The sequence below is a fragment of the Rhodococcoides kroppenstedtii genome (assembly GCF_900111805.1).
GTDB classification, from domain to species: domain Bacteria; phylum Actinomycetota; class Actinomycetes; order Mycobacteriales; family Mycobacteriaceae; genus Rhodococcoides; species Rhodococcoides kroppenstedtii.
This window is the reverse complement of the sequence record NZ_FOJN01000019.1, coordinates 11,304-30,330: the sequence shown is the minus strand read 5'-3', so window position 1 is coordinate 30,330 and position 19,027 is coordinate 11,304. Positions and strand designations below refer to the sequence as shown.

At 69.5% G+C, this 19,027-nt stretch carries 15 protein-coding genes; 9 read left to right on the top strand and 6 right to left on the bottom strand.

What is annotated here, in order from left to right; translation table 11 throughout:
• Window positions 1-10: 10 nt before the first annotated feature.
• Together BMZ18_RS17800 and BMZ18_RS17795 are read left to right on the top strand one after the other, a co-directional pair.
• Window positions 11-2,929, top strand: a complete 2,919-nt coding sequence (locus BMZ18_RS17800; protein WP_068366746.1) for an alpha/beta fold hydrolase — start codon at window positions 11-13, stop codon at window positions 2,927-2,929.
• Window positions 2,926-3,810 (top strand): ABC transporter permease, encoded by an 885-nt coding sequence (locus BMZ18_RS17795; protein WP_074922351.1) that lies wholly within the window; start codon window positions 2,926-2,928, stop codon window positions 3,808-3,810. The genes BMZ18_RS17800 and BMZ18_RS17795 overlap by 4 nt, the downstream gene beginning before the upstream one ends.
• 50 nt (window positions 3,811-3,860) lie before the next feature.
• On the opposite strand, the gene uvrB is transcribed toward BMZ18_RS17795, so the two are convergent.
• Window positions 3,861-6,023: an excinuclease ABC subunit UvrB gene (gene uvrB / locus BMZ18_RS17790; protein ID WP_068365671.1), complete on the bottom strand. Its 2,163-nt coding sequence runs from the start codon at window positions 6,021-6,023 to the stop codon at window positions 3,861-3,863.
• 92 nt (window positions 6,024-6,115) lie between these two features.
• On the opposite strand from uvrB, the gene BMZ18_RS17785 reads away from it, so the two are divergent.
• A complete protein-coding gene (locus BMZ18_RS17785) occupies window positions 6,116-7,639 on the top strand; it encodes an ATP-dependent DNA ligase (protein WP_068365672.1) in 1,524 nt (507 codons plus the stop codon).
• A gap of 41 nt (window positions 7,640-7,680) precedes the next feature.
• Window positions 7,681-8,202, top strand: coding sequence for a ribonuclease FAU-1 family protein (locus BMZ18_RS17780; protein ID WP_068365673.1), 522 nt, complete (start codon window positions 7,681-7,683; stop codon window positions 8,200-8,202).
• A 4-nt stretch (window positions 8,203-8,206) separates the two neighbouring features.
• Here the strand turns inward: BMZ18_RS17780 and coaE are convergent, their stop codons facing one another.
• Window positions 8,207-9,424, bottom strand: a complete 1,218-nt coding sequence (coaE, locus tag BMZ18_RS17775) for a dephospho-CoA kinase (RefSeq protein WP_068365674.1) — start codon at window positions 9,422-9,424, stop codon at window positions 8,207-8,209.
• Between the two features lie 196 nt (window positions 9,425-9,620).
• Between coaE and BMZ18_RS19535 the strand changes: the two genes are divergently transcribed.
• Window positions 9,621-9,845, top strand: coding sequence for a hypothetical protein (locus tag BMZ18_RS19535; protein WP_068101662.1), 225 nt, complete (start codon window positions 9,621-9,623; stop codon window positions 9,843-9,845).
• Between the two features lie 150 nt (window positions 9,846-9,995).
• Here the strand turns inward: BMZ18_RS19535 and rpsA are convergent, their stop codons facing one another.
• Window positions 9,996-11,468, bottom strand: a complete 1,473-nt coding sequence (gene rpsA / locus BMZ18_RS17770) for a 30S ribosomal protein S1 (protein ID WP_068101665.1) — start codon at window positions 11,466-11,468, stop codon at window positions 9,996-9,998.
• Between the two features lie 234 nt (window positions 11,469-11,702).
• Here rpsA and BMZ18_RS17765 point away from each other — a divergent pair, with 234 nt between their 5' ends.
• Entirely contained in the window at window positions 11,703-12,590 is an 888-nt protein-coding gene (locus tag BMZ18_RS17765; RefSeq protein WP_068365676.1) for a class I SAM-dependent methyltransferase, read from the top strand.
• A 28-nt stretch (window positions 12,591-12,618) separates the two neighbouring features.
• On the opposite strand, the gene BMZ18_RS17760 is transcribed toward BMZ18_RS17765, so the two are convergent.
• Window positions 12,619-13,722, bottom strand: coding sequence for an isocitrate/isopropylmalate dehydrogenase family protein (locus tag BMZ18_RS17760; protein WP_068365677.1), 1,104 nt, complete (start codon window positions 13,720-13,722; stop codon window positions 12,619-12,621).
• 20 nt (window positions 13,723-13,742) lie between these two features.
• On the opposite strand from BMZ18_RS17760, the gene BMZ18_RS17755 reads away from it, so the two are divergent.
• The gene (locus tag BMZ18_RS17755) at window positions 13,743-14,285 is read left to right on the top strand and encodes a 2'-5' RNA ligase family protein (RefSeq protein ID WP_068365678.1); all 543 of its coding nucleotides are present in this window, start codon (window positions 13,743-13,745) and stop codon (window positions 14,283-14,285) included.
• Here BMZ18_RS17755 and BMZ18_RS20230 read toward each other — a convergent pair.
• Window positions 14,273-14,398, bottom strand: a complete 126-nt coding sequence (locus BMZ18_RS20230; protein ID WP_261776763.1) for a hypothetical protein — start codon at window positions 14,396-14,398, stop codon at window positions 14,273-14,275. The genes BMZ18_RS17755 and BMZ18_RS20230 overlap by 13 nt on opposite strands.
• Before the next feature lie 82 nt (window positions 14,399-14,480).
• Here BMZ18_RS20230 and BMZ18_RS17750 point away from each other — a divergent pair, with 82 nt between their 5' ends.
• Entirely contained in the window at window positions 14,481-15,479 is a 999-nt protein-coding gene (locus tag BMZ18_RS17750; protein ID WP_068365679.1) for a GlxA family transcriptional regulator, read from the top strand.
• 144 nt (window positions 15,480-15,623) lie between these two features.
• Window positions 15,624-15,995 carry a thioredoxin gene (trxA, locus tag BMZ18_RS17745; RefSeq protein WP_068101671.1) on the top strand — a complete coding sequence of 124 codons (372 nt, stop codon included), beginning with the start codon at window positions 15,624-15,626 and terminating at the stop codon, window positions 15,993-15,995.
• A 121-nt stretch (window positions 15,996-16,116) separates the two neighbouring features.
• Here the strand turns inward: trxA and polA are convergent, their stop codons facing one another.
• Window positions 16,117-18,855 (bottom strand): DNA polymerase I, encoded by a 2,739-nt coding sequence (polA, locus tag BMZ18_RS17740; protein ID WP_068366716.1) that lies wholly within the window; start codon window positions 18,853-18,855, stop codon window positions 16,117-16,119.
• Window positions 18,856-19,027: the final 172 nt, after the last annotated feature.

Here is a 19,027-nt window from a genome sequence, read left to right as displayed (position 1 = left end):
ATTCGTTGCCATGCCCCGTCCCCGCGTCCGACCGTCCGGACGTTCTCTCCTCGCGCGCCCCGTCGTCATCGGACTCGTCGTTCTGGTGGTCCTGGCGATCGTGGGTGTCGTGGCCCTGCGCACCACCGCCTCCGACACGACGGCCGTGCGCACCGAGGAGGTCGTCCGCGAGGTACCGGAGGGGCCGGGGTCGTCGTCGACCGTGCAACTCGACGCCACCGTCTACCTTCCGGACGTGCCCGAGCCCGCCCCGGCGGTGATCCTCGCGCACGGCTTCGGCGGCGACAAGAGTTCGGTGGACGGTCAGGCGCGGGACCTCGCGTCGCGCGGACTGGTGGTCCTCGCGTACAGCGCCCGCGGATTCGGCGCCAGCACCGGGCGCATCGGACTGAACGATCCCGACCGTGAGGTCGCCGACGCTCGGGCGCTGATCGACTACCTCGCCACCCGGCCGGAGGTGCAACTGGATGTCCCCGGCGATCCCCGGGTCGGTGTGGCCGGTGGGTCGTACGGCGGCGCGCTGGCGTTGATGGCGGCGGGCACCGATCCGCGGATCGACGCGGATGCGGCGTCCATCACGTGGAACGACCTGAACCAGAGCCTGTTCCCCAACTACTCCGCCGCCGCCGGATCGGGGACACCGACCACGACGCCCGCGCCGTCCGAGAACGGTGATGCGGGCGTCCTCAAGCGCGGGTGGGCAGGAATCTTCTTCGGCGCCGGCGTACTCCCGGCCGGTGGCGGTGGCAGTACCGATGCCGGTAGCGACACGTCGGGCGCGACCACGGCCGGGCAGGGTGCATCCGCACCCGTTCTCGACCCGTCCGATCCCGCGGCCGCCTGCGGCCGATTCGCCCTGAACGTCTGCGCCGCCTATGCCACCTCCGCGGTGGGTGGACAACCGTCACCCGAGACCACCGAGCTGCTGCGCCAACGCTCGCCGTCGTCGGTCGCGGCGTCCATCACCGCACCGACCCTGTTGGTGCAGGGCCAGCGTGACACCCTCTTCGGCCTCGAGCAGGCCGACGCCACAGCTCGTCAGATCGCCGACGCCGGTGGCTCGGTTCAGGTGCGGTGGTTCGACGGCGGCCACGACGCCGGAGGGACCGGTCCCGTCGCCGATGCCGCCGTCGCCGACTTCCTCGTCGACCACCTGACGGGTGACCCCCATCCGGCGGATCCGTCATTCGCCTACACCCTCGCCGGAGACCCGACGGACCAGGGCGACCGGGCGCGGGACCTCGTGGCAGCGCGCTACCCCGGCCTGTCCGGAGAAGCGGACACCGAGCGCACCGAGTTCGCACTCACCTCCGCCACCGGCACGCCCACGCAGATCATCGCCCGCCCACCGGGTGCGTCACCGTCCGCGGTGTCGTCGTTCCCCGGTGTGGGATCGCTCAGCGGGCTTCCCGGTGGAGCATCGGACGCACTCGGGCCGCTGCTCGCCGGCGACCTGCCCGGCCAGACGGCATCCTTCGTCAGCGAGCCGCTGGAGCGGTCCTTCACCGTCACCGGATCGACCACCGTCGACGTCACGGTCGGTCCGACCACCGCCGAGAGTGGAACGGTGCTGTTCGCCAAGCTCTACGACGTGTCCGACGACGGACGGCGGACGCTGCCGTCGGGTCTCGTGTCGGCCGTCCGAGTGGCGCCGTCGGCGACCCCGACGACGGTGACGGTGTCGCTGCCCGCGATCACCCACCAGATCGCGGCCGGCCACCGCATCGAGGTGGCGTTCGCCACCACCGATCAGAACTACGCGGTTCCGCTGGAGCCTGCCGCGATCTCCGTCGCCCTGACGGACGGGCGGGTGGCGCTGCCCACGGTTCCCGCCGAGAACACGACGTCGTCGTTCCCGGTGGTTCCGGTCGTCGGGATCACCGCACTCGCGGCGCTGGTGGCGGCACTGGCCGTGGCGGCGACCGTCCGCGCACGCCGACGCACGGCCGCGGACGTCGACCCCGCGCTGACCGACGTTCCCCTCGTGATCACCGATCTGGCCAAGAACTACGCCAACGGATTCCGAGCCGTCGACGGTGTCTCGTTCCGCGTCGAGACCGGCCAGGTTCTGGGACTGCTCGGTCCCAACGGCGCGGGCAAGACCACCACGCTGCGCATGCTCATGGGTCTGATCACCCCGTCGGCGGGGTCGATCCGCGTGTTCGGCCACGCCGTGACCCCGGGCGCTCCCGTGCTGTCGCGGCTCGGATCGTTCGTCGAGGGCTCGGGCTTTCTCCCGCACCTGTCGGGCCGGGACAACCTCGAGCTGTACTGGCGCGCCACCGGCCGTCCCCTCGCGGACGCGCACCTCGAGGATGCGCTCGACATCGCGGACCTGGGACGGTCCGTCGATCGCAAGGTGAAGTCCTACAGCCAGGGCATGCGGCAGCGTCTGGCCATCGCTCAGGCGATGCTGGGACTGCCGGACCTCATGGTGCTGGACGAACCGACCAACGGGCTCGACCCGCCGCAGATCCGCACGATGCGCGACGTCCTCATCCGGTACGCGCGCACCGGTCGCACGGTCCTGGTCAGCAGCCACCTGCTGGCCGAGGTCGAACAGACCTGCACGCACGTCGTCGTGATGAACAAGGGCGTCGTGGTCAGCGCCGGGACGGTCGAGGACCTGATCGGGGCGAGCGGTCCCGTGGAGTTCCGGGTCGACCGGCCGGCGGACGCCGCCGAGGTGCTGCGGCGCCTCGACGGCGTGGGCGAGGTGGTCGTCGACGAGGACACCGGAGCCGTCAAGGCACAGCTGGGCGCCACGGATCCCGCCGTGGCGATCCGGACGCTGGTGACGGGCGGTATCGCGGTGTCGTCGGCGTCCCGGTCCACCCGCCTCGAGGACGTGTTCCTCGAACTCGTCCACGACGACACGGCATCCGGTGACCGTCCGGAACCGACGACGACGTCAGGAGCACGCGCGTGAGCAGCACCGAAACCCAGCAGTCCGGCTCTGCCGGGGCCGGCGACGGGCGGGTCGCGGGGTTCGACGCCGGCCGCACCCTGTCGATCCGCACCGAGCTGACCCGTCAGTTCACCCGCCGCCGCACGCAGGTGTCCCTCGGGTTCCTGGCCCTGTTGCCGGTGATCCTGGCCATCGCGTTCGCGGTCGGCGGGTCGGAATCCGACAGTGCCAGCGGCAGTCTGATCGAGTTGGGGACGCGCAGCGGCGTCAACTTCACGGTGTTCGCGCTGTTCGTCTCCGTCGGGTTCCTGCTGATCGTCGTGGTCGCGCTGTTCTTCGGGGACGCGGTGGCCAGCGAGGCGTCGTGGTCGTCGTTGCGTTACCTCCTGGCGGTCCCCATTGCGCGCGGACGACTGCTGCGGCAGAAGGCGATCGTGTCCGCGATCCTGTCCGTGGCGGCGCTGGTCACGTTGGTCGGTGTCTCGCTCGTGCTCGGCAGCGCGCTGTACGGGTTCGGCGCGCTGGTGTCCCCGTTCGGCGACTCGTTGGCCTTCGGGACCTCGCTGGGGCGGCTCGCGATCGGCGTGGTGTTCATCGCGATCAACCTGACCTGGGTGGCCGGCCTGGCGATGGCCCTGTCCGTCTCGACCGACGCTCCGCTCGGGGCGGTGGGCGGGACCGTCATGGTGTCGATCGTCGCGCAGATCCTCGACCAGATCACCGCCCTGGGCTCGCTGCGCAACGCTCTGCCGGGGCATTACTCCACCTCGTGGACGAGCGTCCTCTCCCCCACGCTCTCGTGGAACGACCTGCTGGACGGGGCGTTCTCCTCCCTGGCCTACGCCACGCTGTTCGGCATCGTGGCGTGGCGGCGCTTCGCCACGAAGGACATCACCAGCTGACCGGAGCGGACGTCATCAGCTGAGCGGGGCGGCCGCCGCCGATCGTCGTGTCACGACAGACCGGCGGCGTCCATCCCCCGCAGTTCCTTCTTGAGGTCCTGGATCTCGTCGCGCAGACGCCCGGCCAACTCGAACTGCAGCTCGCGCGCCGCGTTCATCATCTGGTCGGTGAGCTGCTTGACCAGGTCCGCCAGTTCCGCACGCGGCATCGTCGAGACGTCTCGTCCCTCGACCACACCGCTGCTGCCCGCGCGGCCGGCCTCACCCGGAGCACGCCGCCCGCGGCTCGCGTTGCGACCGGACCCGCCGATGTCGATGACGTTGTCGGTGTCCTCCGCCTCCTCGTAAACCTGGTCGAGGATGTCCGCGATCTTCTTGCGGAGCGGCTGCGGATCGACCCCCATCTCCTCGTTGTAGGCGATCTGCTTCGCGCGCCGGCGCTCGGTCTCGTCGATCGCGTACTGCATGGACTCGGTGATCGTGTCCGCGTACATGTGGACCTGGCCCGACACGTTGCGCGCCGCGCGACCGATGGTCTGGATGAGGCTGGTCCCGCTGCGCAGGAAGCCCTCCTTGTCCGCATCCAGGATGGCGACGAGCGACACCTCGGGAAGGTCGAGACCCTCACGCAGCAGGTTGATGCCGATGAGCACGTCGTACTCGCCGAGGCGCAGTTGCCGGAGCAACTCCACCCGTCGCAGCGTGTCGATGTCCGAATGCAGGTAGCGCACGCGAACGCCGAGTTCGAGGAGGTAGTCGGTCAGGTCCTCGGCCATCTTCTTGGTGAGGGTGGTGACCAGGACGCGCTCGTCCTTCTCGGTGCGCTCCCGGATCTCGTGCACCAGATCGTCGATCTGCCCCTTGGTGGGCTTGACCACGATTTCCGGATCGACCAGCCCGGTCGGCCGGATGACCTGCTCGACGAACTCGCCGCCGCTCTGCCCGAGTTCGTACTTGCCCGGGGTGGCGGACAGGTACACGGTCTGGCCGATGCGCTGGGTGAACTCCTCCCAGGTCAACGGACGGTTGTCCGTCGCGGACGGCAGGCGGAAGCCGAACTCCACGAGGTTGCGCTTACGGGACATGTCGCCCTCGTACATGGCGCCGATCTGGGGCACCGTGACGTGCGACTCGTCGATCACAAGGAGGAAGTCCTCCGGGAAGTAGTCGATCAACGTCGCGGGCGCGGTGCCGGCGGGACGGCCGTCGATGTGCCGGGAGTAGTTCTCGATGCCCGAGCAGAAGCCGACCTGCTTGATCATCTCCAGGTCGTACTGCGTGCGCATACGCAGCCGCTGGGCCTCGAGCAACTTGCCCTTGTTCTCCAGGTCGGCCAGCCGCTCCTCGAGCTCCGCCTCGATGTCCCGAACCGCGCGCTCCATACGCTCGGGACCCGCCACGTAGTGCGTGGCGGGGAAGATGCGCACACTGTCGACCTCCCGCACCACGTCCCCGGTGAGCGGGTGCAGGTAGTACAGCGCCTCGATCTCGTCACCGAAGAACTCGATCCGGACGGCCAGTTCCTCGTAGGACGGGATGATCTCGACGGTGTCGCCGCGCACCCGGAAGGATCCGCGGGTGAAGGCGAGATCGTTCCGGGTGTACTGCACGTCGACGAGCAATCGCAGGAACTGATCGCGCGGGACGTCCTGGCCGACCTTCAGATACACCGACCGGTCGACGTAGGACTGTGGGGTGCCGAGACCGTAGATGCAGGACACCGACGCGACCACCACCACGTCCCGCCGCGAGAGCAGGTTGGCCGTGGCCGAGTGCCGCAGGCGCTCGACGTCGTCGTTGATCGACGAGTCCTTCTCGATGTAGGTGTCGGTCTGCGCGATGTACGCCTCGGGCTGGTAGTAGTCGTAGTACGAGACGAAGTACTCGACGGCGTTGTTGGGCAACATCTCTCGGAGTTCGTTGGCCAACTGGGCGGCGAGGGTCTTGTTCGGCGCCATGAGCAGCGTCGGACGCTGGACCTGCTCGATCAACCACGCCGTGGTGGCCGACTTGCCGGTACCGGTGGCGCCCAGGAGAACGACGTCTTTCTCCCCACCGTTGATCCGGCGGGCGAGCTCCTCGATCGCGGCCGGCTGGTCGCCGGCCGGGGAGTACTCGCTGACGACCTCGAAGGGCCGGGTGCTGCGCTCGATCTCGCTCACGGGCCGGTGCTCGGAGTGTGCGAGAACCGGTTGTTCAGCCGCAAATGCCATGACACCAGAGTAGGCCCGACCACCGACACGAACCGGGCCCGGAACCGACAGGGACGGCCACCGGTGTCGGTCCCCGAGTCCAGAATGGCCCCATGGACCTCGCGCGCATCGTCGACACCTCGGCCACCGTGGCCGCCACGCGTTCACGCAAGGCGAAAGTGGCCGCCCTCGCCGAACTGGTCGGCGGGTGCACCGCGGACGAGGTGGGACTGGTGGTGCGTTACGCCTCGGGGATGCTTCGCCAACGGCGCACCGGGCTCGGCTGGCGGGGCCTCGCCCGCCTGCCCCGTCCGGCGGAGGCCTCGACGTTGACCGTGACCGAGGTCGACGGCGTCTTCGAGCGCCTGTCGGAGCTGTCGGGCCCGGGATCGCAGCGAGCGCGAGCGGAGGAGACGGAGCACCTCTTCGGCCGGGCGACCGCCGCCGAGCAGACCTGGCTGCGCGGACTCGTCACCGGCGAACTGAGGCAGGGCGCCCTGGACGCGCTCGTCCAGGAGGCCGTCGCCGCGGCGACCGATCTTCCCCTGGCCGCGGTGCGGCGCGCCGCCATGCTGTCCGGATCCACGCCCGCCGCGGCGGAAGCCGCCGTGACCGGCGGCGAGGACGCCCTCGCGGCGATCGGACTCACCGTGGGACGGCCGGTCTCGCCCATGCTCGCCTCGAGCGCCCCCACCGTCACCGACGGTGCCGTCAAGGCGGCCGGGACCGCCGGCGGTCCGGTGGCCCTCGACACCAAGCTCGACGGGATTCGCATCCAGGTGCACCGCACGGGCGACGAGGTGTCCATCGCGACGCGCAGTCTCGACGACATCACCTCTCGACTCCCCGAGGTCGTCGACTACGTGCGCTCATTGCCCGTCGACTCGGTGGTACTCGACGGCGAAGCCCTCGCGCTGGGTGACGACGGCCGCCCCCGCCCGTTCCAGGACACGGCCTCGCGCACCGCGCAGGCCACCGGGGTGGCGGTGACGCCGTACTTCTTCGACGTCCTGCACGTCGACGGCGACGACCTGCTCGACCGCCCGTGGGCCGACCGCATCGCGGTGCTCGATCGCTTGGTCGACGCCGACCACCGCGTGCCGCGCCTGACGACGGCCGACGCCGCGGAGGCGGAGCGGTTCGCCGCGTCCGCCGTCGCCGCGGGGCACGAGGGCGTGGTGATCAAGAACCCGGCGGCGAAGTACGAGGCCGGTCGACGCGGGGCGGCGTGGGTGAAGGTCAAGCCCGTCTTCACCGTCGACCTCGTGGTGCTCGCCGTCGAATGGGGGTCGGGTCGGCGGACGGGCCTGCTGTCCAACCTCCACCTCGGCGCCGTCGATCCCGCCGGGGGGTTCGTCATGCTCGGCAAGACGTTCAAGGGCATGACGGACGAGATGTTGGCATGGCAGACCGAACGCTTCCTGGGCCTCGAGACGCACCGATCCGACCACGTCGTGCACGTGCAGCCCGTGCAAGTGGTCGAGATCGCGATCGACGGGCTGCAGCGCTCCACCCGTTACCCCGGCGGCATCGCGCTGCGCTTCGCCCGCGTGGTGCGCTACCGCGACGACAAGACCGCCGAGCAGGCCGACACCGTCGAGAGTGTGAAAGCGCTCTTCGGCACCCCGCCCACGTAACGACGCGCCCTCGTGAGTCGCTGCGCCGGTACGGTCCACGCATGACGTCCGCGAAGCAGGTGCACGTGCATCCGCCCAAGGTCGAGGTGTTCGACACGCTCGCGCGCACCAACACCGACCCCAAAGGGTTCGTCCGTCCTGTCGACGTGTACGAGGCACACCCGTGGGGGCTGTACATGGCTCGCCCCGCCGATCACCGACAGTTCCACTACGTCGAATCCTGGCTTCTGCCCGATCTCGGCCTGCGCGCGACCATCTTCCACTTCGTCCCCGAGCATCGGCGCGATCAGGACCGCTACGTCGACGTCGGCGAGTACGTCTCCGACGGAACGGTGTGGCGGTCGACCGATCACTACCTCGACATCGTCGTCCGCACCGGTCGCGGTCAGGAACTGCTCGACGTCGACGAGCTGTTCGGCGCGGTGCGGGCCGGTCTGGTGAGCGACGACGTGGCCGAGGCGGCCGTGTCCCGTGCCGCCGATGCGCTCGACGGGATCGCCGCGGCCGGGCACGATCTCGACGCCTGGCTCCACGGCCGAGGGATGCCCGTCACCTGGCGCTGACGACTCACTCCGGCTGCCACCCGGTGGACTCCGCCCACTCCAGGACGCGGGGGTAGGCGCCCTCGAAGTACGGCCCCTTCGCCGCCGCGTACGCCGCGACGGCGTCGGCCGGATCGTCGATCCCGTCCACCTCGTGCGCGGCACGCTCCTTCACGGCGAGATACTCCGCGCGGGCAGCGGGATCGGCCCGCAATCGATCGCGAAACATGAGGGCGAACCGTTGCCCGGGCCACCCGTCGACCCGCAGGTGCACGAAGGCCGGTCGGCCCGGATCGGCACTGCCGTGCATCCGCTTCTCCCACAGCGCGGAATCGGCTTCACCGGGCACCGACGACGGATGCGGATCGTCGGATACAGCCCGGTCCAGGACAGGAAAAGCCGCGCCGGTCAACGGCTCTCGCAGGGCGTCGGCGTCGGCGAACGAGCGGACCGTGATCTGGATGTCGAGCACGTCCTTGGCCGGGAAGTCCGGGACGGACGTCGATCCGATGTGGTCGATGCGCACGGCGCGATCGCCGCACGCGGCGCGCAGCCGACCGATGAGCCGCTCCGCCTGCGCGCCCCACGTCGGGTCGGCTGCCGCGATCGCCACCGGCCGACGGGCGACCACACCGTCGCGGACGTTCCGCGCGAACGGCACCAAGCGCGAATCCCACAGCGTGCGAACGGCTTCGACGAGGTCGTTCGCGGTCCCGGAATTGTCCAGCCACACGTCGGCGGCGGCGCGACGCTGACCGTCGGTGGCCTGCGAGCGGATACGCGAGCGCGCGTCGGCCTCGTCGACCCCGCGCGACTCGACCAGCCGGCGGATGCGCTGATCCTCGTCGAGGTGCACGACGATCACGAGCGGAAAGAACGGGGCGGCACCGGTCTCCACGAGGAGCGGGATGTCCTCGACGACGATCGCGTCCGCGTCGGCCTCCGCGATCAGTTCCTCGCGACGGGCGCCGACCAGAGGGTGGACGATTCCGTTGAGTGCGAGCCGCGACTCGTCGTCGGCAAAGGCGATGGCCCCCAACGCCGGTCGGTTCAACGTGCCGTCCTCCGCCAGAATGCGATCGCCGAACCGCTCGACGAGCGCCGTCAGTCCGGGCGTTCCCGGCTCGACCACCTCGCGGGCGATCGCGTCCGCGTCGACGACGACGGCACCGAGGTCGGCGAGTGCTCGGGCAGCGGTCGACTTGCCCGCACCCATGCCTCCGGTCAATCCGATTCTGATCACGTGCTCCAGTGTGGCGAACCCCTCGCCCGCGTGCAGCGAACACGCCGCGAATCACCAGTATCAAATACCCCGTGTTTCCCAACCCGTCGGTTATCTTCGAGGCGCACAACCGGCTTCGACGCTCGCTTCGGCGCGACGAGCCGGAGCAGGCCGGCACCGGCCGAGACGACACGACGCGACAGGCGGGGACACGGGCATGAACACGATCGCAGGAGAGAGGCGAACGCAGCCGGGGCGGCATCGCCTGGGCATGCCGGACGGCGTCCACTGCATTCTCATCCCCGAGGTCGCCGACGCCCTTGCCGAGCACCGTCGCAACTGGTTCACCTCCTTGCTCAGCCCCGCGCGCCACAGCTTCGCGACGATGCGCAAGCGCGGCAGCGCTCTCGGCACCGGGTGGAGTCCCGCCACCGCCGGCTGACCCCCGTACCGTCGTCACGACCCGGTCCTCGTCGTCGAGGGCCGGGTCGTTCTGCGTTCGCGCCGCTCGTTCCCGGCTGGTTCCCCGGATACGGGTCAGGCCCCGAACCGCGATGCGGTTCGGGGCCTGACTCGGTGAACTACCGGCGAATTATGCTCCGCCGGACAGCTTCTCGCGGAGAGCGGCGAGCTGCGCGTCGCTGGCGAGCGATCCACCGGTGGACTCCGACGCGGCTGCGGCGGGCGCACCCTGCGTGGATCCGGTCTCCGAGGAGTAGCCGGCGGCAGCGTTGGCTGCCTCCTGCGCCTCGTCGGCGGCGGTCTTCTCCATCTGAGCGGTGTGCATCTTGTGACGACGCTCGGCCTCGGCGTACCGGCCTTCCCACTCCTCACGCTGCTTGTCGAAGCCCTCCAGCCACTCGTTGGTCTCCGAGTCGAAGCCCTCGGGGAAGACGTAGTTGCCCTGCTCGTCATACGAGTCGGCCATGCCGTACTTGGACGGATCGAACTCGGCGCTGTAGTCCTCGTTGGCCTGCTTCAGCGACAGCGAGATGCGGCGACGCTCGAGGTCGATGTCGATGACCTTGACCAGCGCATCGTCGCCGACGGTGACGACCTGGTCCGGGACCTCCACGTGGCGCTCGGCCAGCTCGGAGATGTGCACCAGACCCTCGATGCCCTCCTCGACGCGGACGAACGCGCCGAACGGAACGAGCTTGGTGACCTTGCCCGGCACGATCTGGCCGATCGCGTGGGTACGGGCGAACTGACGCCACGGGTCTTCCTGCGTCGCCTTGAGCGAGAGGGAGACACGCTCGCGGTCCAGGTCGACGTCGAGAACCTCGACGGTGACCTCGGTGCCGACCTCGACGACCTCGGACGGGTGATCGATGTGCTTCCAGGACAGCTCGGAGACGTGAACCAGACCGTCGACGCCGCCGAGATCGACGAACGCACCGAAGTTGACGATCGACGAGACGACGCCCTTGCGAACCTGGCCCTTCTGCAGCTGGTGCAGGAACTCGCTGCGGACCTCGGACTGGGTCTGCTCGAGCCACGCGCGACGCGACAGGACCACGTTGTTGCGGTTCTTGTCGAGCTCGATGATCTTCGCCTCGATCTCCTTGCCGACGTACGGCTGCAGATCGCGGACGCGACGCATCTCGACGAGCGACGCGGGGAGGAAGCCGCGGAGGCCGATGTCGAGGATGAGGCCACCCTTGACGACCTCGATGACGGTGCCCTTGACGGCCTCGTCCTTCTCCTTGAGCTCCTCGATGGTGCCCCAGGCACGCTCGTACTGAGCGCGCTTCTTCGACAGGATCAGTCGACCCTCCTTGTCCTCCTTGGTGAGGACGAGAGCTTCGACCTCATCGCCCACGGAGACGACCTCGTTGGGGTCGACGTCGTGCTTGATGGAGAGCTCGCGGGAGGGGATGACGCCTTCGGTCTTGTAACCGATGTCGAGCAGGACCTCGTCGCGATCGACCTTGACGATGGTGCCCTCGACGATGTCGCCATCGTTGAAGTACTTGATCGTCGCGTCGATGGCGGCGAGGAAATCCTCGGCGGAGCCGATGTCGTTGACGGCTACCTGCGGCGAGGTGACGGTGGATGAGGCCATGTGGTGAGGTGCTCCGGACGGGTTGGTGTCGGTGGATGGATGTTCGGTCGGACAGACCCTCGTTTGCCGGGACACGTGGCGACCGCTGCCGTAGATTCGGCAGCGAACCGATGCTCGGATCCGAGAGTCACGAGCGCCAGGCCCCTCGCACGTGACGTGCGGAGGGCAGACATTCGCGTATCGAAGACTACTCGGTGCCGCGTGGCGCGGGCAAACCCGGTTACCGTGTGGCGCGTGGCAGCCGACTCTCCTGGTTCGACCTCCTCCTCCCCGGCCCGACCGGTATCGTCCGCGCCGGCCCGGCGGCGTGTCGATTCCGCCGCCAGCGAGCGCGCCTCCCGGTCCTGGTGGGACGTCGACGCCGGGGACTACCACCGGACGCACGGTGAATTCCTGGGCGTCGACAGCCCGACGGGCGAGTTCGTGTGGTGCCCGGAGGGTCTGCACGAGGGCGACGTCCACCTGCTCGGCGACGTCCGCGGGCGCGACGTCCTCGAGATCGGGTGCGGCTCCGCACCGTGCTCGCGATGGTTGGCTCATCAGGGAGCGCGGGCGGTCGGACTCGACATCTCGGCCGTCATGCTCGCCCACGGTGTCGCGGCGATCGACCGCGCGAGGGCGAGCGAGCCGGACTCCCCCGCGCCCGCCCTGATCCAGGCCTCCGCGGAGAACCTGCCGTTCGCGGACGCGTCGTTCGACGTCGTGTGCTCCGCCTTCGGGGCCGTGCCCTTCGTCGCGGACTCCGCGCGCGTCATGCGCGAGGCCGCCCGGGTCCTGCGCCCCGGCGGCCGCTGGGTCTTCTCCGTCAACCACCCCGTGCGCTGGATCTTCCCCGACGATCCCGGTCCCGACGGCCTCACCGCCACGATCCCCTACTTCGACCGAACCCCGTACGCCGAGTTCGATCCGGACGGCACCGCGACCTACGTCGAGCACCACCGCACCGTCGGCGACCGCGTGCGGGAGATCGTCGCCGCGGGGCTGACCCTGGTCGACATCGTGGAGCCGGACTGGCCGGAATGGCTGGATCGCGAGTGGGGTCAGTGGTCACCCCTGCGGGGACGACTGTTTCCCGGGACCGCAATCTTCTGTACCGCGAAGCCGGGCACGGCACCCGCGTAGCGGCTGGACTCCGGCAGCCGCGTCGCGGTCAGACTCCCCGGAGCGCGTGCGCAGCGACCGTCTCGACGAACTCCGACGTCGACGCCTGTCCGCCGATGTCCGCGGTCGCGACGCCCGACGCGACGGTGTGCTCGACCGCGCCGCGCACGCGGTCGGCCACCCGCGCGAAGTGGCCGGGACCACCGGTGGCGGCGGCGTGGTCGAGCATCGCGGCGGCCGACAGCATCAAGGCGGTCGGGTTGGCGCGGTTGCGACCGGCGATGTCCGGGGCGGCGCCGTGCGCGGCCTGCGCCATCACCTTCTCCGAGGACGCGTTGATCGACGCGGCCATGCCGAGGGACCCGGACAGCTCACCGGCGAGGTCGGACAGGATGTCGCCGAACATGTTCTCCGCCACGATCACGTCGAAGGTCTCGCCGCTCCGGACCAGCTTGGCGGTCAGGGCGTCGACGTGCTCGTAGGTCACCTCGACGTCCGGGTGTCGCTCGCCCACCTCCGCGCATACGTCACGGAAGAGTCCCGTCGTCAGACGAAGGACGTTGGTCTTGTGGACGACCGTCACCCGACGGCGACGCTGCTCGGCGAGGGCGAAGGCGCTCTCGGCGATGCGCTCGGCCGCCCGCCGGGTGAACACGCCCACGGCCAGGGCGACGTCCGGCGTCGGCATGAATTCCCCGGATCCGACGGCCATGTTGCGATCCGCGTAGAAGCCCTCGGTGTTCTCCCGCACCACGACGAGGTCCATCCGCGGGGACACGGCGCGGACGCCGGGCAGCGCGCGCGCCGGACGGATGTTGGCGTAGAGATCGAAATGCTTGCGGATGCGGCCGCCGGGCGTGAGGTCTCCGCGACGCTCCGGCGGGTACGACGCGCTGTCGTGCGGCCCGAGAATCCACATGTCCAAGTTCTCGAGGGCGGCGATGGTGCCGGCCGGCACCGCGTCGCCGTGCTCGTCGAGGGCCTCGCGGCCGAACGGCAGCCAGGCCCAGTCGGGCCCCGTCGTCCCGACGCCCTCGAACGCGGCGTCGACGACCTGGACGACGCCCGGGACGATCTCCTGTCCGATTCCGTCGCCGGTCAGCACGCCGATCCGCGGTCCGTGCCCCGACCCCGTGTTTCCTGCGTCCGTCATGACCGCCATCATTGCTCACCATGGTGCAGTCGCTCGAACTCCTGCTGGACCCCGAGAGCGATGCGGCCGTCCGGCGCGACTGGAACTACCTCGCGGAGTTGGGTCTGCCCAGCCAGGCGCGGCACACCGGGGCCTCGAATCGTCCCCACGTGACGGTCGCCGTGGCGTCGGCGTTCGACGTCGGCACCGAAGACCGGCTCGTGGAGCTCGTGACCTCCGACGACACCGTGCCCGGCACGCTGCGCCTCGGCGGCCTGGTGGTGTTCGGTGGCGCGCGGGTGACGCTGGCCCGCGCGGTGGTGCCCTCGGCCGAGCTGCTGGAGTTCCACGCCCGAGTGCACGACCGGCTGGGCGACTCCCCCGGAGTGCCGCCGCATCTGCTGCCCGGCCGGTGGACGCCGCACGTCACGCTGGCGATGAGGGGCAAACCGCACGAGATCGGTTCGGCTGCAACGGCTCTGAGCCCTGGACTGCACGATCTGAACGCCGCGGTCGCGGGCGTGCGGCGGTGGGACGGCGACGCGAAGCAGGAGTGGCTGCTCGGCGACGGTCAGAACCGATAGTCGCCGTGGCGCGTCACCTCACGATGGGTGTCGGGCACGCGATCTGTCAGCGCCAGCGCGGCCAGGACGATGTAGACGGTCAGGACGGCGAGAAGAAGCACCAGGAATGTCATACGAGACATGTTCCGTCGCAGCGTTTCTCGCGGCCAGTGGCAGAAATGACATGTTCCGTCGTTTTTCTGCCATACTGACGTGGTGCTGACGAAGGTGGTCGTCCCACTCCTGCCGTTGACCGAAGCGTTCGAACTCGGCGTCGCGTGCGAAGTCTTCGGCTTCGACCGGTCCGACGAAGGGCTGCCGGTCTACGACTTCTCGTTGATCGCGGCCGTCCCCGAGCCGATCCGCACGCGGTTCGGATACGACATCGACGTGCCCTACGACCTCGATCGACTCGACGACGCGGATCTGATCGTCGTGTCCGCAGGCGGCACCGCGGCGTCGCCGGACGGGACGTACGTCTGCGGAACCGGCGACGGGTACGACCTCGAGCCGCTCGCGGAGAAGCTCCGCGCCGCCGTGGCACGCGGCGCTCGCGTCGCGAGTCTGTGCACCGGCGCCTTCGTGCTCGGCGCGGCGGGCCTGCTGGACGGACGTCGATGCACCACCCACTGGCGCCACGCGGCGCAGTTGGCCGAGCGTTTTCCCGCGGCGACGGTCGATTCCAACGTCCTCTACGTCCAGGACGACAACGTCTACACCAGCGCAGGCACCGCTGCCGGCATCGACCTCTGCCTCCACATCGTGCGGTCCGCGCAGGGCGCCGCCGTCGCCAACGGCATCGCCCGACGCATGGTGGTGCCGCCGCACCGCGACGGCGGACAGGCCCAGTACGTCGCCGTGCCCGTGCCCGAGTGCGACTCGGACACTCTCGCCCCGCTCATCGACTGGATCGCCGAGAACCTCCGGGAGGATCTGTCCGTCGACGTCCTCGCAGCGCGGGTGGCGATGTCGCCCCGGACGTTCGCCCGCCGGTTCCAGGCCGAGACGGGCACGACCCCGGCGCGCTGGATCAGTGATCAGCGCGTCCTGGAGGCGCAGCGGCTGCTGGAGGCCACGGACCTGTCGGTGGACGCGGTGGCGACCCGCGTCGGCTTCAGCTCCGCGGCGGTACTGCGGCAGCATTTCCTGCGCCTGCGACGCACCACACCGCAGTCCTACCGACGCACCTTCCGGGCGGCGCCCGTCTCGGTGTGACCCACGGGCGGGAACGATACGGGCGGGAACGACAGGGGCGGGAACGACAGGGGCGGGAACGACACCGCCGGGAATGACACCGGCGGGCGGTCTGTTACACCGCGGGAAGCCCACCGATTCCGACCCCAGCGAGGAGCATCACCAGTGGCTACGCAGACGCTGACCCAGCAGAACTTCGACGAGACCGTGACCGGGAACGACGTGGTTCTCGTCGACTTCTGGGCCGACTGGTGCGGTCCGTGCAAGCAGTTCGCTCCCACCTTCGAGAAGTCGTCGGAGAACCATCCGGACGTGGTGTTCGGCAAGGTCGACACCGAAGCCGAGCAGGGCTTGGCCGCAGCCGCCAACATTCGATCCATCCCGACCCTGATGGCGTTCCGCGAGGGCGTCCTGGTGTTCGCTCAGCCGGGCGCGCTCCCGCAGTCCGCGCTCGAGGACCTCGTGGGTCAGGTCAAGGCCCTCGACATGGACGAGGTGCGGAAGCAGATCGCCGAGCAACAGGCTGCGTCGGAGTGACAGAGCAGCAGGCTGCGTCGGAGTAACGTCCGCAGATCACCCGGCACGAAGACGACACGACGGCGCGGAACCCACTGGGTTCCGCGCCGTCGTTCGTCGTCGCCGGTGCGGGGCGCTTCCGTCAGTGAGCGGCGTCGTCCCACGTCCGGCCGAAGCCGACCGACACGTCGAGGGGCACCGAGAGTTCGATCGCACCGGCCATCTTCGCGCGCACCAGTTCCTCGACCTGCTCGCGTTCGGACTCGACGACCTCGAGGACCAGTTCGTCGTGCACCTGCAGCAGCATGCGTGAGGTGAGTCCGGCCTCGACCAACCCGCGCTGGACGTCGATCATGGCCACCTTGATGATGTCCGCGGCCGTGCCCTGGATGGGCGCGTTGAGGGCAGCGCGTTCGGCCACCTCGCGGCGCTGACGGTTGTCGCTGGTGAGGTCCGGCAGGTAGCGACGACGTCCGAACAGGGTGGACGTGTACCCCACCTTGCGCGCGGCCTCGACCACTTTGTGCAGGTAGTCGCGCACCCCGCCGAAGCGGGAGAAGTAGGCGTCCATCTGCTCCTTGGCCTCGTCGGTCGAGATCTTGAGCTGCTGCGACAGTCCGTAGGCGCTGAGGCCGTACGCGAGCCCGTAGGACATCGCCTTGACCCGGCGACGCAACTCCGGGGTGACCTCGTCGATGGGCACGCCGAACGCGCGGGAGCCGACGAAGCTGTGCAGGTCCTCGCCGGTGTTGAACGCCTCGATCAGGCCCTCGTCCCCGGAGACGTGCGCCATGATCCGCATCTCGATCTGGCTGTAGTCGGCGGTGAGCACGGAGTCGTACCCCTCCCCGACGACGAAGCCCTCGCGGATGCGACGCCCGGCCGAGGTCTTGACCGGGATGTTCTGCAGATTCGGTTCGGTGGAGGACAGCCGGCCGGTGGCCGCGATGGTCTGATTGAAGGTGGTGTGGATGCGCCCGTCGCTGCTGACCGACTTGAGCAGTCCGTCGACAGTGACCTTCAGACGCGTCGCGTCCCGGTGGTCGAGCAGGTGCCGCAGGAAGGGATGTTCGGTCTTCTCGAACATCGACTGCAACGCCTCGGCGTCGGTCGTGTACCCCGTCTTGGTGCGTTTGGTCTTGGGCATGTCGAGCTCGTCGAACAGCACCACCTGGAGCTGCTTGGGAGACCCCAGGTTGATCTGCTTGCCGATCACCGCGTACGCGGCCTCGGCCGCCGTGGACACCTCGCCGGCGAACTGGCTCTGCAGATCGTGGAGATGGTCGAGGTCGATCGCGATGCCGGTGTTCTCGACGGTGGCCAGCACCTCGAGGAGCGGCAGCTCCATGTCGGCGAGCAGCGGACGCGACTCGATCTCGTCCAGTTCGGCGTCCAGGGCGTCGGCGAGATCGGCTACCGCGCGTGCCTTGAGAATCTCGCCCTCGGCGACGGCGGCCTGTGTCTCGTCCGCGTCGTCGAGCAGGGACAGCTGGGAGTCGCCGCCGTCCTCCACCCGCAGCTCACGCTTGAGATAACGCAACGACAGGTCGTCGAGGGCGAAACTGCGCTGGCCCGGACGGACCAGGTAGGCCGCCAGGGCCGTGTCACTGGACAGGCCCGCGACCGTCCACCCGCGCCCGCGCAGCGCGTGCAACGCCCACTTGGCCTCGTGGAACGCCTTCGGCCGCTCGGCGTCGGCGAGCCACTGCCCCAGCGCGGCCTCGTCGGACTCGTCGAGCGCGACCGTCTCCACGTAGGCGCCCTCGCCGTCCGCCGCGGCGAAGGCCAGTGCGGTCGCGTCGCCGTCGAACGGCGAGCGCGATCCCACCACGGACAGGCCGGTGCGGCCCTGCGCGGTGTGCGTCTGCAGCCACTCGCCGAGTTCGCCGGGCACGAGCGCCCGCCCGCGAACCTCGAAGCCCTCCTCCGCTTCCGGCTCGGTGGACGTCAGCGTGTCGAACAGGCGATCGCGCAGCACGCGGAACTCGAGATCGTCGAACAGGGCGTGGACCCGCTCGCGGTCCCACGGTTGCAGCTGCAGCTGATCGGGCGTGTACGGCAGGGGGACGTCGCGCACCATCTCGGTGAGCTGGCGGTTGAGCACCACGCTGGAGAGGTTCGCGCGCAGCGCGTCGCCGACCTTCCCGCGAACGGTGTCGACGCCGTCGACGAGGGCGTCGAGACTGCCGAACTGGCTGATCCACTTGGTGGCGGTCTTCTCCCCCACCCCGGGGATGCCGGGCAGGTTGTCGCTGGGATCGCCGCGCAGCGCCGCGAAATCCGGGTACTGCTGCGGCGTCAGGCCGTATTTGGCCTGCACCTCCTCCGGGGTGAAGCGCGTGAGGTCCGAGACACCCTTCCGGGGATACAGCACGGTGACGTGCTCGTTCACCAGCTGGATGGAATCCCGGTCACCTGTGACGACCAGCACCCGGTAGCCCGCCTCCACCGCCTGCGTGGTCAGCGTGGCGATGATGTCGTCCGCCTCGTACCCCGGCTCGGCCATGACCGGGATGCCCAGCGCCCCGAGGACGTCCTTGGTGATGTCGATCTGTCCGGCGAACTCGTCGGGCGTCTTGATGCGGTTGGCCTTGTATTCGGCGTACATGTCCGCACGGAAGGTTTGCCGCGAGACGTCGAACGCCGCGCCGACGTGCGTGGGGCTCTCGTCCCGGAGCAAATTGATCAACATCGCGGTGAAGCCGTAGACCGCATTGGTGGTCTGGCCGCTGGTGGTGCGGAAGTTCTCGGCCGGCAGCGCGTAGAACGCGCGATAGGCGACCGAGTGACCGTCGATCAACATCAGCAGTGGCGACGTCGCGGCCGCCGACTTCCCACTCGTGGACGACGGGGCGGACGAGGTGCTGGCAGCGGGACTCACGCCGCCCAGTCTAGGGACGACCACCGACACCTCGGGGCGGCCCGCGCCCGACTCGCGGCCCACCCGACGGTGGAGGCATCGAAACAAGACCGCAACACCGAAGAAATCGAAGCGGCCCTGTCGGAAACCTCGATCGCTATAGAGTCCGACTCTTGCAGACAGTCGCCGAACA

Bases quoted from the DNA above. Each gene is read 5' to 3' on its own strand.
- rpsA (WP_068101665.1), bottom strand. From the start codon at position 11,468: ATGGCCTCATCCACCGTCACCTCGCCGCAGGTAGCCGTCAACGACATC.
- uvrB (WP_068365671.1), bottom strand. From the start codon at position 6,023: ATGGCATTTGCGGCTGAACAACCGGTTCTCGCACACTCCGAGCACCGG.
- BMZ18_RS17780 (WP_068365673.1), top strand. From the start codon at position 7,681: ATGACGTCCGCGAAGCAGGTGCACGTGCATCCGCCCAAGGTCGAGGTG.
- BMZ18_RS17785 (WP_068365672.1), top strand. From the start codon at position 6,116: ATGGACCTCGCGCGCATCGTCGACACCTCGGCCACCGTGGCCGCCACG.
- BMZ18_RS17755 (WP_068365678.1), top strand. From the start codon at position 13,743: ATGGTGCAGTCGCTCGAACTCCTGCTGGACCCCGAGAGCGATGCGGCC.
- BMZ18_RS19535 (WP_068101662.1), top strand. From the start codon at position 9,621: ATGAACACGATCGCAGGAGAGAGGCGAACGCAGCCGGGGCGGCATCGC.
- BMZ18_RS20230 (WP_261776763.1), bottom strand. From the start codon at position 14,398: ATGACATTCCTGGTGCTTCTTCTCGCCGTCCTGACCGTCTACATCGTC.
- BMZ18_RS17800 (WP_068366746.1), top strand. From the start codon at position 11: ATGCCCCGTCCCCGCGTCCGACCGTCCGGACGTTCTCTCCTCGCGCGC.
- BMZ18_RS17760 (WP_068365677.1), bottom strand. From the start codon at position 13,722: ATGACGGACGCAGGAAACACGGGGTCGGGGCACGGACCGCGGATCGGC.